This is a genomic window from Streptomyces puniciscabiei (assembly GCF_006715785.1).
Classification (GTDB): Bacteria; Actinomycetota; Actinomycetes; order Streptomycetales; family Streptomycetaceae; genus Streptomyces; species Streptomyces puniciscabiei.
The window spans coordinates 5,209,463-5,224,592 of record NZ_VFNX01000001.1 but is presented as its reverse complement, the minus strand read 5'-3'; the positions used below and the strand labels follow the sequence as shown (position 1 = coordinate 5,224,592).

Here is a 15,130-nt window from a genome sequence, read left to right as displayed (position 1 = left end):
CTGGTGTTCCGGTGCTGATCAGGGCTTGTAGTCGACGGGCAGGTTCGCGGCCGGCGCACCGGTCGGCGGGACCTGGAGGGTTTTCAGGGCGAACTCCATCACCTGCTTGTAGATGGGACCGCAGATCTGGCCACCGAAGTAGTTGCCGGCGGTGGCGTTCTGGATGGCGCAGTAGACGGTGATGCGGGGGTTGTCGGCGGGCGCGAAACCGGCGAACGACGAGGTGTAGCCGCGGTACCTGCCGGTGGCCGGATCCACGCGGTTGGCCGTCCCGGTCTTGCCGGCGACGTTGTAGCCGGGGATGCGGGCCTTGATGCCGGTGCCCTGCTCGTCGTCCACGACGGATTCCAGCATCTGGGCGAGCGTCCTGGCCGTCTTCTCGCTGACCACGCGGGTCTCCTTCGGCTTGGGCGCGGGGGTGAAGCGGCCGTCGGCGCCCTTGGTGCCGCGCACCAGGGTCGGCTGGACACGCACCCCGCCGTTCGCGATGGTCGAGTAGACGGAGGCGGCCTGGACGGCGTTGATGGAGAAACCCTGGCCGAAAGGAATCGTGTACTGCTGCGAGGTGGACCACTTCTGGTACGGCGCGAGGATGCCCGGGGTCTCGCCCGGGAAGCCGAGTCCGCTGTAGCTGCCGATGCCGAACCTGCGCAGGTACGAGTAGAGGACCTTGTTGGCCTGCGCCTGCGTCCTGCCGAGCTGGCCGGTGGCCAGGATGGTGCCGATGTTGCTGGACTTGGCGAGGACGCCGTTCAGCGTGAGGTACCAGGTGCCGTGGTCGACGTCGTCGGCGAAGAGCCGGTCGCCGCGATGCAGCCGGTTCGGTACGACGACATGGGTGAGCGGGGTGGCCGCGTTCTCCTCCAGTACGGCCGCCATGGACATCACCTTGGCGGTGGAGCCGGGCTCGTAGGCGTCCTGGACGGCAGCGTTGCCCAGGGCCGCGCCGTCGGCCTTCGACAGGTCGTTGGGGTCAAAACCCGGCGCGTTGGCCATGGCCAGGATCTGCCCGGTGCGGGTGTCCTGGACGACGACGTAACCGCGGTCGGCCCTGGACTTCCTCACCTGCTCGGTGATGGCGTTCTGCGCGGCCCACTGGATGTCGCGGTCGATGGTCAGCTCGACGTCGGAACCGGGCACGGCGGGAATCTGGGTCGATCCCGCGGTGGGCACCTCGCGCCCTCCGGACTGGGCATAACGGATCTTTCCGTCCTTGCCGGCCAGCTCCTTGTTCAGCTCCTGCTCGATGCCGCCGCCGCCCTGGCCGTCGGCGTTGACCCAGCCCAGTATCCCGGCGGCGAGATCGCCGTTGGGGTACACGCGCTGGCTGCTGGGGTCGGCGAAGACACCGGCGAGCACGTTGACGGTGCCGCCGTCCGTCTCCGTCTTCTTGGCGAGCGCGTTCTTCAGGTCCTTGATCTGCTTCCAGACCTGCGGGGTCTGCCGGGTGGCGAGCCGGGCGTACCGGGAGTTCCTGTTCGCCGGCCGCAGCTTCTTCACGATCTCGGCCTGGCTCTGCCCGAGGATCGGCGAGAGCAGCGCGGCGGCCCGCTCCGGGCCGTCGCCGATCTTCAGCTGCTTCCTGCTGAACATCGTCGGGTCGGCCGTGATGTCGTACGCGTCCTCGCTGATGGCGAGGGCCACGCCGGTGCGGTCGGTGATGCCACCGCGCTCGGCGGCCAGCGTGTGCACCACATACCGGTTCTGCTCGGCCCGCGCGGCGTACGCGCTGGCGTCCACGGCCTGCACCTGGAGCAGCCGTACCACGAAGGCGATCATGACCAGGGTCAGCGTGAGGCTGACCAGGCGCAGCCGGGGCCGCGGGCTGCCGAGCCGGAGGGGGCGCTGGCCCGGCGGCCGAGTGGCGCTCGGCCGCCGCACCGGACGCGCACCGGGCCCGGGCTGCCGCCGTACGGCACTCCTCGGCCGCGGCGCCCTGGCCGGTCCGGGCACACGACGCCGCGGCGGTTCCCTGTCGGACACTTCCGTCACCTGCCGGGGGTCGGGGTGGGAATGGGCTGGGAGAGGGAGGGGGGTGGGGGAATGGCCGCGTCGGGGGCGGAGACGGCGGGGGCGGACTGGGGCTGTCCCGGTGCCGGTGCCGCGGCCGAGGGGGTGACCGAGGCCGGGGTGGTGGGCGTGGCCGGGGTCGGCGTCGTGGCGGTGGCGGGCGGCACGGAGGGGGTCGCGGTCGGGGTCGTGGGCTCGGGGGCGACCGGGTCGGTGAGGGCGGCGGACTCGGGGGCGGCGCTCGGGGCGCCCTTGACCTTGCCGTCGGGGCCGAGGAAGGCCGGGTCGCCGCCGGGGACCATGCCGAGCTGGCGGGCGCGGCGCTGGAGGGCGTCGGGAGCGGAGTAGGCGTCGATGTCCCGCTGCAGGGCCTGTTCCTCGTCGGTGAGGTTCTTCGTCTGCTTCTGCAGGTCGGCGAGTTTGAACGAGCCTTCGCTGAGCGCCGAGTTGAGCACGAGCAGTCCGATGAGGCCGCCGCCGAGCAGCAGGACGACGAGCAGGACGAACGGGGTGCGGGCCGCCCGGGCACGGCCGGCCGGGAAGAGCTGGGCGAGCCGCGCGGCCCGCCCCCTCAGTTCGGGTTTCCTACTCACTGCTCCCCCGGTCGGTTTCGGGAGTCCTCGAAGCGGCCCTGGTGCGCCCTGGAACTCTCACCGGTCCTCCGGTGCGTCCGGATCCCCTCACCGGTCACCCGTCGCACCCGGAGATCCCTGCGGGCACTCCGGCGAGGCCCGGAATCCTCGCGAGCCCCCGGGTGAGTTCGGGAATCCAACCGACCCGTCTCGGTCACTCGGCGTCCTCCCTGATGCGTTCGGCGCCCCGCAGCCTGGCGGGTGCGGCCCGGCGGTTCTCGGCGACCTCTTCCTCGGTGGGAAGTTCGGCACCCCGGGTGAGCAGCTTGAGCCGCGGCTGGTAGCGCTCCGGCACGACCGGGAGGCCGGGCGGCGCGGTGGTCGCGGCACCGGTCGCGAACACCTGCTTGACCAGACGGTCCTCGAGCGAGTGGTACGACAGCACGGCGATGCGGCCGCCCACGTCCAGGGCCTTCACCGCCGCCGGGATCGCCCGCTCCAGGACGGACAGTTCGCCGTTGACCTCGATGCGCAGCGCCTGGAAGGTGCGCTTGGCGGGATTGCCGCCGGTGCGCTTGGCGGCCTGCGGAAGCGCGTCCCGGATCAGCTCGACCAGCCGCGCGCTGTTGGTGAACGGCTCCTTCTCGCGCTCCCGCACGATCGCGGCCACGATCCGCTTGGCCTGCTTCTCCTCGCCGTACGCGCGCAGGATCCGCACGAGCTCGCCCGCCGGGTAGGTGTTGAGGACCTCGGCGGCGCTGATGCCGGTCGTCTGGTCCATCCGCATGTCCAGCGGCGCGTCCTGGGCGTAGGCGAAGCCGCGGTCGGCCTCGTCCAGCTGCATGGAGGAGACCCCGAGGTCGAACAGGACACCCTGCACGCGCGCGATGCGGAGCCTTTGCAGTACGTCGGGCAGCTCGTCGTAGACGGCGTGCACGAGGGTGGCGCGCTCCCCGTAGGGCGCGAGCCGCTCGCCCGACAGGCGCAGCGCCTCCTTGTCCCGGTCGAGGCCGATCAGCCGCGCCTCGGGGAACCGGGTCAGCAGCGCCTCGCTGTGCCCGCCGAGGCCCAGGGTGCAGTCGACGACCACCGCTCCCGGGCGCTCCAGGGCGGGCGCCAGCAGGTCCAGGCACCGATGGAGCATCACCGGGACGTGTCGACTCTGGCTCAAGGGGGCCTCTCATCTTCCGGCGGGCTCGCACGCACCGCCGGGTCCCCGCCAGCTCGTGAAGGGTCGGGCCTGCCGGCGCCGGAAGCGTCAGCCGGACCGGGAGCGGGAGGAGGCCGAGCCGTACGTACGCGCCGCGCACGTGGGGAGACGGTCCGGGGTGAACCGGGGTCTCCGGGGGTTTCACCAGCAGGGAGAGCCACGTCTCCCGCTTCGCGTCACTTTAGTCCACCCTGTCTCGCGGTCAATCAACCGGCCTGCGCGTCGCCTGCCGCGGCGCCGCGGGAGCCGCGATTCGGCGGGATTCACCCGTCCGGAACAGGTTTGCCCTCCCTATGGGGTAGCTCACAACAAGCCGCGATGACGTTCTTTGTCCCCTCTCACAGCGCGCCGGGACCGGGGGTGACCAGTAACGTCATGACTATGACGACTTCCGCAGCAGTTCCCACTGGATCCGAAGGCGCCATAACCAATGGCGGTACCGTGACGGATCGCCTGGTCGAGGCCAACCAGGCGTACGCCGCCGAGTTCACCGACCCCGGCATGGACGCCCGTCCCGTTCTCAAGGTCGCCGTCGTGGCCTGCATGGACGCCCGCCTCGACCTGCACAAGGCGCTCGGCCTGCAACTCGGCGACTGTCACACCATCCGCAACGCGGGCGGTGTCGTCACCGACGACGTGATCCGCTCCCTGACCATCAGCCAGCGGGCGCTCGGCACCCGCAGCGTCGTGCTCATCCACCACACCGGCTGCGGCATGGAGTCCATCACCGAGGACTTCCGGCACGACCTGGAGATGGAGGTGGGCCAGCGGCCGCTCTGGGCGGTGGAGGCCTTCCGGGACGTCGACCAGGACGTGCGCCAGTCCATGCAGCGCGTGCGCACCTCGCCGTTCCTGCTGCACACCGACGACGTGCGCGGCTTCGTGTTCGACGTGCGTACCGGTCTGCTGCGCGAGGTCGACCCGGCCTGACCGGGCTCACCGGCCGGCCACCCCGAAAGCATCCCGCCGCCTCCGTATCGAAAATGCGGTCGAAAAAGACGTAAGACCGACATCGTGCGGGCAGTTGTCCACAGGCGAGTGACACGAATCGGTAACGGCGGCAAGAATGCGGGTGTGGCGTCACGCGGAACTTTTCCCGCGTGGTGTCCGTGTTTCGGGGTGGGCCGGATTCGCACGCAGCGTCGGCCCGGAAAGAATGGGCCGAGGAGGGCCGGGTGACGACCTATGACGATCGAGCGAGCCTCACTGAACTGACCGCCACGGTGGAGCGGGTGCGCGGTTCGGTGGAGGGCGTGATCGAGGGCAAGCCCGAGGTCGTACGGCTCGCACTGACCGTGCTGCTCGCCGAGGGCCACCTGCTGATCGAGGACGTCCCCGGGGTGGGCAAGACGATGCTGGCCAAGGCGCTGGCGCGGTCCATCGACTGCTCGGTGCGGCGCATCCAGTTCACGCCCGACCTGCTGCCCTCGGACATCACCGGTGTGTCCATCTGGGACCAGCAGCGCCGGGACTTCGAGTTCAAGCCGGGCGCCATCTTCGCGCAGATCGTGATCGGCGACGAGATCAACCGCGCCTCGCCCAAGACCCAGTCGGCACTGCTGGAGTCCATGGAGGAGCGGCAGGTCACCATCGACGGACAGACGTACGAACTGCCCAGTCCCTTCATGGTGGTGGCCACGCAGAACCCGGTCGAGATGGAGGGCACCTACCCGCTGCCCGAGGCACAGCGCGACCGCTTCATGGCCCGCGTCTCCGTCGGCTACCCGAGCGTGGAGGCCGAGTTGCAGATGCTCGACATCCACGGCGGCGTGAGCCCGCTGGAGGACCTGCAGCCGGTGGCGCACGCGCACGAGATCGTGAAGCTGATCGAGGCCGTGCGCACCGTGCACGTCTCCGAGCCGGTCCGGCGGTACGCGGTGGAGCTGGTCGCCGCCACCCGCGCCCACCCCGACCTCAGACTCGGCGCCTCCCCGCGCGCCACGCTGCACCTGCTGCGCGCGGCGAAGGCGTCCGCGGCCCTCGCCGGCCGGGAGTACGCCCTGCCGGACGACGTCCAGGCCCTCGCCGTCGCCGTTCTCGCGCACCGCCTGCTGCCGACCGCCCAGGCCCAGCTGAACCGCCGTACCGCCGAGCAGGTCGTGCAGGAGATCCTGCAGCACACCCCGGTGCCCGCGGCTCCGGGGCAGCAGGCGCCGGGCTTCGGCGGGCTCGGCCGTGGCGTTCCGGCGTACCCCCAGCAGCCCCCGCGGAGTCTGTGATGAGCGCCGGGGGGACGGGGCAGACGGAGGCCGACCGCGGGGAGGCGGGCGGCGTCCGTACGGCCCTGGCGGGTCTGACGACCCGCGGCCGCTCCTTCCTGGCGGCCGGGATCGCGGCCGCGATCTGTGCCTACGTGCTCGGCCAGAGCGATCTGCTGCGGGTCGGTCTGCTGCTGGCCGCGCTGCCGCTGATCTGCGCGACGGTGGTGTACCGCACGCGCTACCGGGTGGCCGGCACCCGCCGGCTCTCCCCCGCCCGTGTGCCGGCCGGCAGCGAGGCCCGGGTGCACCTGCGGATGGACAACGTCTCCCGGCTGCCCACCGGCCTGCTGATGCTCCAGGACCGGGTGCCGTACGTCCTCGGGCCGCGGCCGCGGTTCGTGCTGGACCGGGTCGAGCCGGGCGGTCGCCGCGAGGTCTCCTACCGGGTCCGCTCCGACCTGCGCGGCCGCTACCCGCTGGGCCCGCTGCAGCTGCGGCTGACGGACCCCTTCGGGATGTGCGAACTCACCCGTTCCTTCTCGGCGTTCGACACCCTCACGGTCATCCCGCGCGTGGAGCCGCTCGCCCCGGTCCGTTTCAGCGGCGAGGCCAAGGGGTACGGCGACGGGCGGCAGCGCTCGCTGGCCCTGGCCGGCGAGGACGACGTGATCCCGCGCGGCTACCGCTACGGCGACGATCTGCGGCGCGTGCACTGGCGGTCCACCGCACGCTACGGCGAGTTGATGGTGCGGCGTGAGGAGCAGCCCCGGCGCTCGCGGTGCACCGTGCTGCTGGACACCCGGGGCGGCGCCTACGAGGGCGCGGGCCCCGACTCGGCCTTCGAGTGGGCCGTCTCCGGCGCCGCCTCGGTGCTGGTGCACATGCTCGAACGCGGCTCCTCCGTACGGCTGCTGACCGACAGCGGCAGTGTGGTGCCGGGCCACGGCGCCGACGGTTTCGCGGGCACCGGCCAGGAGACGGCGGAGGCGGCCGGGCTGATGATGGACACCCTCGCGGTGATCGACCACTCCGACGGCACGGGCCTGTCCCGGGCGTACGACGTGCTGCGCGGCGGCAACGAGGGGCTGCTGGTCGCCTTCCTGGGCGACCTGGACGAGGAGCAGGCCGCGACGGTCGCCAAGATGAGCCGGCGCAGCGGCGGTGCCGTCGCCTTCGTGCTGGACCCGGACACCTGGGTGCGGGAGGCGACCGATGTGCCACGGCCGGGCGGCCGGCACGCCGAGCGGCTGCGGATGCTGCGCGAGGCGGGCTGGACGGCGCTGAGCGTGCCGCGCGGTGCCGCGCTGAACGCGCTGTGGCAGCAGGCGGACCGGGAGCGCTCGGGCCTGGCCGCGGTGGGCGGGGAGGCGACGCGATGAGCGGGCGGGCACGCCTGGCGCTGTGCGCGGCAGCGGCCACGCTGATGGCCTCCTGTGCGCTGCTGCCCCTGGTGGCCGCGCCGACCTGGCTGCTGCAGCTGGTGCCGCTGGTGGCCGTGCAGACCGGGGTGGGCGCGGCGGCCCGCCGGGTGCCGCTGGGCCGGCCGCTGACCGTGGCGGCGCAGGCGCTGGTGACCCTGGTGCTGCTGACCCTGGTCTTCGCCCGGCAGTACGCGATCGTCGGGCTGATCCCCGGCCCGGATGCCTTCCGGCACTTCGCCGACCTGTTCCAGCAGGGCTCGAACGACGTCAGCGAATACGCGATACCGGCGCCGCTGACCGACGGCATCAGGCTGATGCTCATCGGTGGGGTGCTGCTGATCGGCCTGCTGGTGGACACGCTCGCGGTGACCTTCCGCAGCGCGGCCCCGGCCGGGCTGCCGCTGCTCGCGCTGTACTCGGTGGCCGCCGGGCTGTCCCACGGCGGGGCCGACTGGCTGTGGTTCCTGGTGGCGGCGGCCGGCTATCTGATGCTGCTGCTCGCGGAGGGCCGGGACCGGCTGGCGCAGTGGGGCCGGGTCTTCGGCGGCGCTCCCCGTGCCCCGGGCTCACCGGAGAGCGGTGCGGTGGCTCCGGTGCGCACCGGACGCCGGATCGGCGCGGTCGCCCTCGGTGCGGCCCTGGTGGTGCCGCTCGCCCTGCCCGCGATGCAGGGCGGCCTGCTGGACGCCGCAGGCACGGGTGTGGGAGTGGGCAACGGCGACGGCGGCACGATCTCCGCGGTCAACCCGCTGGTGTCGCTGCGCGACAGCCTGAACACGAACGACGACCGCCAGGTGCTGTCCCTGAAGACCAGCACCAACGACCTCTCGGACCTGTATCTGCGGATCGTCTCCCTGGACGACTTCGACGGCACCACCTGGAGACCGGCCCAGCGGCACATCGTGGGCGTACCGGACCGGTTCCCCACGCCCCTCGGCCTCGACGGCGACGTCAAGCGCGGCACGGTGACGACCACGGTCACGGCCTCGGACTGGTACGCCCAGGACTGGCTGCCGATGCCGTACCCGCCGAGCGGTGTGCGGATCTCGGGCCGCTGGCGCTACGAGCCGGTCGGCATGACCCTGGTCGGCGACCACGGCCAGACCACGCGCGGTGAGACCTACCAGGTGACCAGCCTGGACCTGCAGCCGACCGCCGAGCAGCTGGCCACCGCGCCGGAGCCGCCGGCGGCCCTGAAGCGCGAGTACACGAAGGTGCCGTCCTCGGTGCCGAAGGTGGTGGCCAGGACCGCCAAGGAGATCACGGCGGGCGCGCGCAGCCATTACGAGGAGGCCGTCAAGCTCCAGGACTACTTCGCGGTCACGGGCGGCTTCCAGTACGACACCCAGGTCGAGGTGGGCCGCGGGCCGGACGCCATCGCGAACTTCCTGAAGAAGAAGCAGGGCTTCTGCGTCCACTTCTCCTTCGCCATGGCGGCGATGGCCCGCACCCTGGGCATCCCGGCCCGGGTCGCGGTGGGCTTCGCGCCCGGTACGCCGCAGGCCGACGGCACGGTCGCGGTGAACCAGAAGGACGCGCACGCCTGGCCCGAGCTGTACTTCGAGGGTGTGGGCTGGACTCGCTTCGAGCCGACCCCGACACGCGGCACCGTGCCGTCGTACACCCAGTCGGACACACCCGGCACCGCGCTGCCGGACCAGGACCTTCCCTCGCACGAGTCGTCCACGGCGCCCTCGGCGGCGCCCTCGCCCAGCCAGAGCTGCCCGCCCGGGCTGCGCAGGCTCCAGGAGTGCGGTAACACGTCCGCCGCGGCGGCCCCGAACAGCGGCGGCGGTGGCCCGGGCCCGGGATGGTATCTGCTGATCGGCCTGGCCGCGCTGGTGGTCCTGGCGATTCCGCTGTCGCCGCTAATGTGGCGGACGCGGGTGCGCTCGGTGCGGCTCGGCGGGCACGCCCGGACCGAGCAGGGCGCGGCGGCGCACACGGTGGCGGCCTGGCAGGAGTTGACGGACAGTGCCTGGGACCATGGCATTGCGCCGGACGAGTCGCTGACCCCGCGCCGGGCGGCGGCCCGGATCGTCGAGCTCGGGCGGCTGGACCCGGCGACCGGTGCACTGGTGCACCGGGTCGCGGACGCGGTGGAGCAGGTGCTGTACGCGCCCCGGCCGCGCCCGGCGGCAGGCACGGCGGCGGATGTGCGCCGGGTGGTCGAGGGGCTGCGCGGCACGGCGAGCACCGGCGCCCGGCTGCGGGCGCTGTTCCTGCCCCGCTCGTCGGTGCGGGTGCTGTGGGCGGTGTCGGCCCGCTGGTCGGCGCTCAGGACCAGGGTGGCGACGGCCCGGACGGGACTTCGCCGGCCGTCGCAGCAGCAGGGCTGAGAACATGGGTGAGGGGCGACCACCGCGGTGGTCGCCCCTCACACGTTGTCTGTCGGCGTCCGGGAAGTCCGGGGAAAACTCCGTCCGGCTTACTGGCCGTGTCCGTCCCGGCGGCGCTGCCAGCGCTCCTCGATCCGGTCCATCATGGAGCGCTTCGGCCGCACCGGGCGACGCACGCCGCCCGCGGGCTGCTCGCCCGGCTTCGGCGCCCTGCGCCAGCCGGTGACGGCGAGTACGGCACAACCCAGCATGACAAGGAAACCCACCACGCTGACCCAGATCAGCTGCATGACCATTCCGGTCATGAGGAGCGCGATACCGATGAGGAAGCCTGCAACCGCCTGGTAGACCCGCCGCCGGGTGTACGTCCGCAGCCCGTTTCCCTCAAGCGCCGACGCGAACTTGGGATCTTCGGCGTACAGCGCTCGCTCCATCTGCTCGAGCATGCGCTGCTCGTGCTCCGAGAGCGGCACGGAGTCCTCCTCATCGTGCAGTCGCCGGGGCGACCCGGGGGGTCCCTTCAGGATAGGCAGGGAATCGCCCCCGTGAAACCCGCCCCTCTACGCCAATTGACCAACCGGAATCCGTCATGGCCGTCCCGGCTCGCTGAGGCTTCCATTCCCCGGCGGCCGACCCGTCATGCCGGGTGGTGTACCTCGATCATACGGCGCAAACCCCTCGATCGGGGGGCTTGTGGCGTACTCCATCCGCTGCCCAGGCCCTGATCAGCGGCGGGTCACGGTCGTCGGCTCAGACCTCGGCGGCACCCGGCGTCTCGCCGAGCACATGCAGCTGGGTGGCGACGGAGTGGAACGCGGGCAGCTCGGCCGCCGCGGCCTCCAGCTTCAGGAGCGCGTCCAGGGCGCCGGGCTCGGTGTCCACGAGGACTCCGGGGACCAGGTCGGCGAAGACCCGCACGCCGTGCACGGCGCCGACCCTGAGACCCGCGGCCTCCACCAGCGCGGTGAGCTGTCCGGCCGTGAACCTGCGCGGCATCGGGTCGCCGGCGCCCCAGCGGCCCTCGGGGTCCTGCAGCGCCTGCTGGGCCTCCGTGAAGTGCCCGGCGAGGGCGCGCGCGAGCACGGCGCCGCCGAGTCCTGCGGCGAGCAGGCTGAGGACGCCCTCGGAGCGCAGCGCGGCGACGGCGTTGCGGACACCCTCGGCCGGGTCGTCCACGTACTCCAGGACGCCATGGCACAGCACGGCGTCGTATCCCCCGCGCTCGACCACGTCGAACAGGCCGTGCGCATCGCCCTGTACGCCCCGGACCCGCTCGGCGACACCGGCCTCGGCGGCCCGGCGCTCCAGCGCGAACAGCGCGTTCGGGCTGGGGTCGACGACGGTCACACGGTGGCCGAGCCGGGCCACGGGCACGGCGAAGTTGCCGCTGCCGCCTCCGGTGTCGAGGACGTCCAGCGACTCCCGGCCCGTGGCCTTCACCCGGCGGTCGAGGGCGTCCTGGAGGACATCCCAGACCACGGCGGTACGCAGGGACGCGCGGGGGCGGCTCGGGTCCGACACGGCAGTTGACTCCTCGGCAGGGCGGAAGGCTGAAGGCTTCAGTCGTCGTCCACCCTATTGCCTCCGCTGCCGTACCGGGTCACCGCGGGCGGGTACGGCCGACGCGTCTCGCACGGCGGACTTCCCCGTGGTCAGCCCGCGTCCGGCAGGTCACCGCGCGCTCTCGGGCCGTCCGGTGCCCCGGGGTCCTGGCGGGGTTGGGGCAGGACCGGCTGGAGGACGAGCATCCGCTCGACGATGCGCAGGAACATGCCCACGTCCCGTATCAGGTCGTCGGCGTCGCGGCGGCTCGCCGCGCCCTGGATGCCGGCCTCGGCGCGGGCCCGGCGGGCGGCCCCGGAGGCGAACAGCGCGCTCCACTCGGTCAGTTCGGGGGCGATCTCGGGCAGCACCTCCCAGGCGCTGCGGATCCGGGCGCGGCGGCGCGGGTTGGTCTCGGGGCGGCCGCGGGCGGCGAGCACGGCGGCGGCGGTGCGCAGGGCGGCGAGATGGGCCGTCGCATAGCGCTCGTTCGGCATTTCCAGGACGGTGGCCTCGTCCAGTCCGGACCGGGCCTGGGCGAGCAGATCGAGGGCGGCGGGCGGGGCCGTGGCCCGGCGGAGCACGGGGTGCACATCGCTCGCCGGGCCGGTCAGTGAGGGGGCAGGGCCGGTGGCGCGGCGCCGGCGGGCGGCGGCTGCGGACGGATTGGCCATGACGAACCTCCTGTCGTCTGGGTGACGGCACGGGTGCCGTATGTGCCCATCGTGGGGTATGGCACTGACAATCCGTTCTGACCTGGGGTTTTGCCTCGATCGTAGGTTCGGGCGTATTTTTGCACTGACCAGTCAGTTCAAAAATACGGTTCGACCGAAGGGGCAGGGGGGCTTGTGGACGGCGTGCACGTCAAGGCCGAGGGCCTCGGGCTCAAGGGGCCTCGGGGGTGGGCCTTCCGCGGCGTCACCCTCGACGCGGAGCCCGGCTCACTCATCGCGATCGAGGGACCGTCCGGCTCGGGCCGCACGTGTCTGCTGCTCGCGCTCACCGGACGGATGAAGCCCACCGAGGGAGTGGCCACCGTCGGAGGCTTCAAACTTCCCCGGCAGACGGCCCCGCTGCGCCGCGTCAGCGCGGTGGCCAACGTGGCCGGGGTGACCGACCTGGAGCCGGCCCTCACCGTCGGCGAGCACCTGCGCGAACGCGCCCTGCTGCAGAGCCGCTTCGGCGACTCCCTGCGCGAACTGCTGCGCCCGCGCACCCAGCGCGTGCACGAGGCACGGCTGCGCGTCGACGCGGCCCTGGCCGCCGCCGGGCTCGACCTGGAAACGCTGCCGAAGGGCTCCCGCACGGCCGTGCGCGACCTGGAGCGGCCCCAGGAACTGCGCCTGTCCATCGCCCTGGCCCTGCTCGGCAGGCCCGGACTGCTCGGCGTCGACGACCTCGACACCAAGCTCTCCGACGCCGAGCGCGCCGAACTGTGGGAGCTGCTGCGCTCGCTCACGCGCGCGGGGACGACGGTGGCGGCCGTCTGCCGCACCGCACCCGGCGGCTGCGTCGTCGTACCGACCGGACCGAGGCACACCGCGGCAGAGGCCGGCACGGACGACAAGGAAACCGGATCCGCGGCCGGCACGGGCGACGCGAAGGAAGCCGGATCCACGGCCGGCACGGGCGACGCGAAGGAAGCCGGGGCCCAGGCCGGCAAGGGCGACGCGAGCGAGCAGGGCGACCCGGGCGAGAAGAGCGATCCGAAGGAGGACATCGATGCGCTCGCCTAGGCTGGCCGTACTCGAGCTGAGGCGCTTCGGGCGCGGGCGGCTGCCGCGCGCCGCCCTGGTGGCACTGCTCGTGCTGCCGCTGCTCTACGGCGCCCTGTACCTGTGGTCCTTCTGGGACCCCTACGGCCGTCTGGACCGCATCCCGGTGGCCCTGGTGAACGACGACAAGGGCGCCACCGCGGGCGGGAAGAGGATCACCGCCGGTGACGACATCGTGGACGGACTGCGCGACAGCCGGACCTTCGAGTGGCACGAGGTGAGCGAGCGGGAGGCCCGCGAGGGTGTCGAGAACGGCACGTACTACCTGTCGCTGACCATGCCGGCCGACCTCAGCCGGCGGATCGCCTCCAGCTCCGGCGACTCCCCGGAGACCGGCGCCCTGCAGGTGCGCACCAACGACGCGAACAACTACATCGTCGGCCAGATCTCCCGGACCGTCTTCAACGAGGTCCGCTCGGCCGCCTCCACCAAGGCCTCCCGCACCTTCCTGGACAAGATCTTCGTCTCGTTCTCCGACATCCACGACAAGACGGTCACGGCCGCCGAGGGCGCCGACAGGCTGAACACCGGCATCGGCAAGGCGGAGAAGGGCTCCAAGGACCTCGCCGACGGACTCAGGGAGGCAAAGACCGGCAGCGGCAAGCTCGCCACGGGACTGAAGAAGCTCAACACGGGCGCCGGTGCCCTCCAGGACGGGTCCCGGCAGGTCGCCGACGGCACCCAGGCCCTCGCCGACAAGGTCAACGGCGTCTACGGAAAGACCGGCCCCTATCTGAAGGACAATGAGAAGACCATCGGGGACACCGCCAAGCTGGTCGCCGACTCGGCCAGGACCGTCAAGGACAACCTCGACGTCCTGGTGAAGCTGGCCCCGGGCGCGGCGAAGACCGCCCACGCCAAATCCGCCGTCCTGGACGAGATCTACCGGACCCACTGCGAGAGCGCGACCCTCCCCGACCCGATCTGCCCGGACCTGAAGCGGGCCAAGCAGGCCGCCGCCGAGGTGGCCACCGTCGCCGACGACCTCAACACGCTGATCGCGGACCAGGACGGCGACCTGAAGACGATGCGGGACAACCTCGGCACCCTCCAGCAGCAGGCCACGGCGCTCGAAAAGCGCGCGCCGCACCTGTACGAGGACGTCGACGACGCCGTCAAGAAGATCAACAAGCTGAACACCGGCGCTCAGCAGGTCGCCGACGGCGCCAAGAAGCTGCACACCGGGCTCGGTACCGCGCAGACCGGCGCGACCACCCTGGACCAGGGCATCGGCACGGCCGCGTCGGGCGCCACGACGCTGAGCGGCGGCCTGTACAAGCTGTCCGACGGCTCCGGGCAGCTCGCGGGCGGACTGCACGACGGCGCGAAGAAGATCCCGGACTACGACAAGAAGGACCGCGACCGGCGCACCGGCGTGATGGCCGACCCGGTCCAGCTGGCCTCCCACGACCTGCACAAGGCGCCGAACTACGGCACCGGTTTCGCCCCGTACTTCATCCCGCTGTCCCTGTGGGTGGGGGCGATGGTCGCCTACATGCTGATCCCGCCGCTCAACCGGCGTGCCCTGGCGGCCGGTTCGCCGGCCTGGCGGATCGCGCTCGCGGGCTGGCTGCCGGTGGTCGCCGTGGGCGTGCTGCAGGTGGCCGCGCTGATGGCCGTACTGCACTGGGGGATCGGTCTGCAGATGCTCCGCGCGGCCGGCACGATCGGCTTCCTGTGCCTGGTCACCGCCTGCTTCGCGGCGATCGTGCAGTGGCTGAACGCCCGCTTCGGCGCGGCCGGCCGGATCCTGGTGCTGGCGCTGCTGATGCTCCAGCTGACCTCGGCGGGCGGCACCTACCCGGTGCAGACCAGCCCGCACTTCTTCAACGCGATCCATCCGTTCCTGCCGATGAGCTACATCGTGGAGGCGCTGCGCCGGCTGATCACCGGCGGAGGGCTCGGCCCGGTCTGGCAGGCGTGCGGTGTACTGACGGCGTTCACCGCGGGCGCGCTCGCGCTGACCGCCCTGGCGGCCCGGCGCCGCCAGGTGTGGACACTGGACCGGCTGCACCCGGAGCTGAGCCTGTGAACCAGGCGGAGGCCTCGCACGCGCGCGT

12 protein-coding genes are annotated in these 15,130 nt (G+C 72.4%); 6 read left to right on the top strand and 6 right to left on the bottom strand.

Annotated features, from left to right (window positions below):
* Positions 1-18: 18 nt before the first annotated feature.
* The 3 genes from FB563_RS24185 to rsmH all read right to left on the bottom strand — a co-directional run bounded on the left by FB563_RS24185 (position 19) and on the right by rsmH (position 3,753).
* Positions 19-1,983, bottom strand: coding sequence for a peptidoglycan D,D-transpeptidase FtsI family protein (locus FB563_RS24185; RefSeq protein WP_280116572.1), 1,965 nt, complete (start codon positions 1,981-1,983; stop codon positions 19-21).
* A 5-nt stretch (positions 1,984-1,988) separates the two neighbouring features.
* Positions 1,989-2,603, bottom strand: coding sequence for a cell division protein FtsL (gene ftsL / locus FB563_RS24180; protein WP_142218902.1), 615 nt, complete (start codon positions 2,601-2,603; stop codon positions 1,989-1,991).
* A gap of 193 nt (positions 2,604-2,796) precedes the next feature.
* A complete protein-coding gene (rsmH, locus tag FB563_RS24175; protein ID WP_142218901.1) occupies positions 2,797-3,753 on the bottom strand; it encodes a 16S rRNA (cytosine(1402)-N(4))-methyltransferase RsmH in 957 nt (318 codons plus the stop codon).
* A gap of 420 nt (positions 3,754-4,173) precedes the next feature.
* Between rsmH and FB563_RS24170 the strand changes: the two genes are divergently transcribed.
* From FB563_RS24170 to FB563_RS24155, 4 genes are all read left to right on the top strand, one after another.
* The gene (locus FB563_RS24170; protein ID WP_055710646.1) at positions 4,174-4,722 is read left to right on the top strand and encodes a beta-class carbonic anhydrase; all 549 of its coding nucleotides are present in this window, start codon (positions 4,174-4,176) and stop codon (positions 4,720-4,722) included.
* A 245-nt stretch (positions 4,723-4,967) separates the two neighbouring features.
* Positions 4,968-6,011, top strand: a complete 1,044-nt coding sequence (locus FB563_RS24165; RefSeq protein ID WP_142218900.1) for an AAA family ATPase — start codon at positions 4,968-4,970, stop codon at positions 6,009-6,011.
* Positions 6,011-7,372 carry a DUF58 domain-containing protein gene (locus FB563_RS24160; RefSeq protein ID WP_142218899.1) on the top strand — a complete coding sequence of 454 codons (1,362 nt, stop codon included), beginning with the start codon at positions 6,011-6,013 and terminating at the stop codon, positions 7,370-7,372. Before FB563_RS24165 ends, FB563_RS24160 begins: the two co-directional genes overlap by 1 nt.
* Positions 7,369-9,753: a transglutaminase TgpA family protein gene (locus FB563_RS24155; protein ID WP_142218898.1), complete on the top strand. Its 2,385-nt coding sequence runs from the start codon at positions 7,369-7,371 to the stop codon at positions 9,751-9,753. Before FB563_RS24160 ends, FB563_RS24155 begins: the two co-directional genes overlap by 4 nt.
* Before the next feature lie 89 nt (positions 9,754-9,842).
* Here FB563_RS24155 and FB563_RS24150 read toward each other — a convergent pair whose 3' ends face one another.
* The 3 genes from FB563_RS24150 to FB563_RS24140 form a co-directional block, all read right to left on the bottom strand.
* Positions 9,843-10,226 (bottom strand): DUF3040 domain-containing protein, encoded by a 384-nt coding sequence (locus FB563_RS24150; protein WP_055707411.1) that lies wholly within the window; start codon positions 10,224-10,226, stop codon positions 9,843-9,845.
* Between the two features lie 277 nt (positions 10,227-10,503).
* Positions 10,504-11,274, bottom strand: coding sequence for a methyltransferase (locus FB563_RS24145; RefSeq protein WP_055707412.1), 771 nt, complete (start codon positions 11,272-11,274; stop codon positions 10,504-10,506).
* A 131-nt stretch (positions 11,275-11,405) separates the two neighbouring features.
* Positions 11,406-11,969 (bottom strand): SAV_6107 family HEPN domain-containing protein, encoded by a 564-nt coding sequence (locus FB563_RS24140; RefSeq protein WP_055707413.1) that lies wholly within the window; start codon positions 11,967-11,969, stop codon positions 11,406-11,408.
* A gap of 174 nt (positions 11,970-12,143) precedes the next feature.
* Here FB563_RS24140 and FB563_RS24135 point away from each other — a divergent pair, with 174 nt between their 5' ends.
* Positions 12,144-13,031: an ATP-binding cassette domain-containing protein gene (locus tag FB563_RS24135; protein WP_055707414.1), complete on the top strand. Its 888-nt coding sequence runs from the start codon at positions 12,144-12,146 to the stop codon at positions 13,029-13,031.
* The gene (locus FB563_RS24130) at positions 13,018-15,102 is read left to right on the top strand and encodes a YhgE/Pip domain-containing protein (RefSeq protein ID WP_055707415.1); all 2,085 of its coding nucleotides are present in this window, start codon (positions 13,018-13,020) and stop codon (positions 15,100-15,102) included. The genes FB563_RS24135 and FB563_RS24130 overlap by 14 nt, the downstream gene beginning before the upstream one ends.
* Positions 15,103-15,130 lie beyond the last annotated feature (28 nt).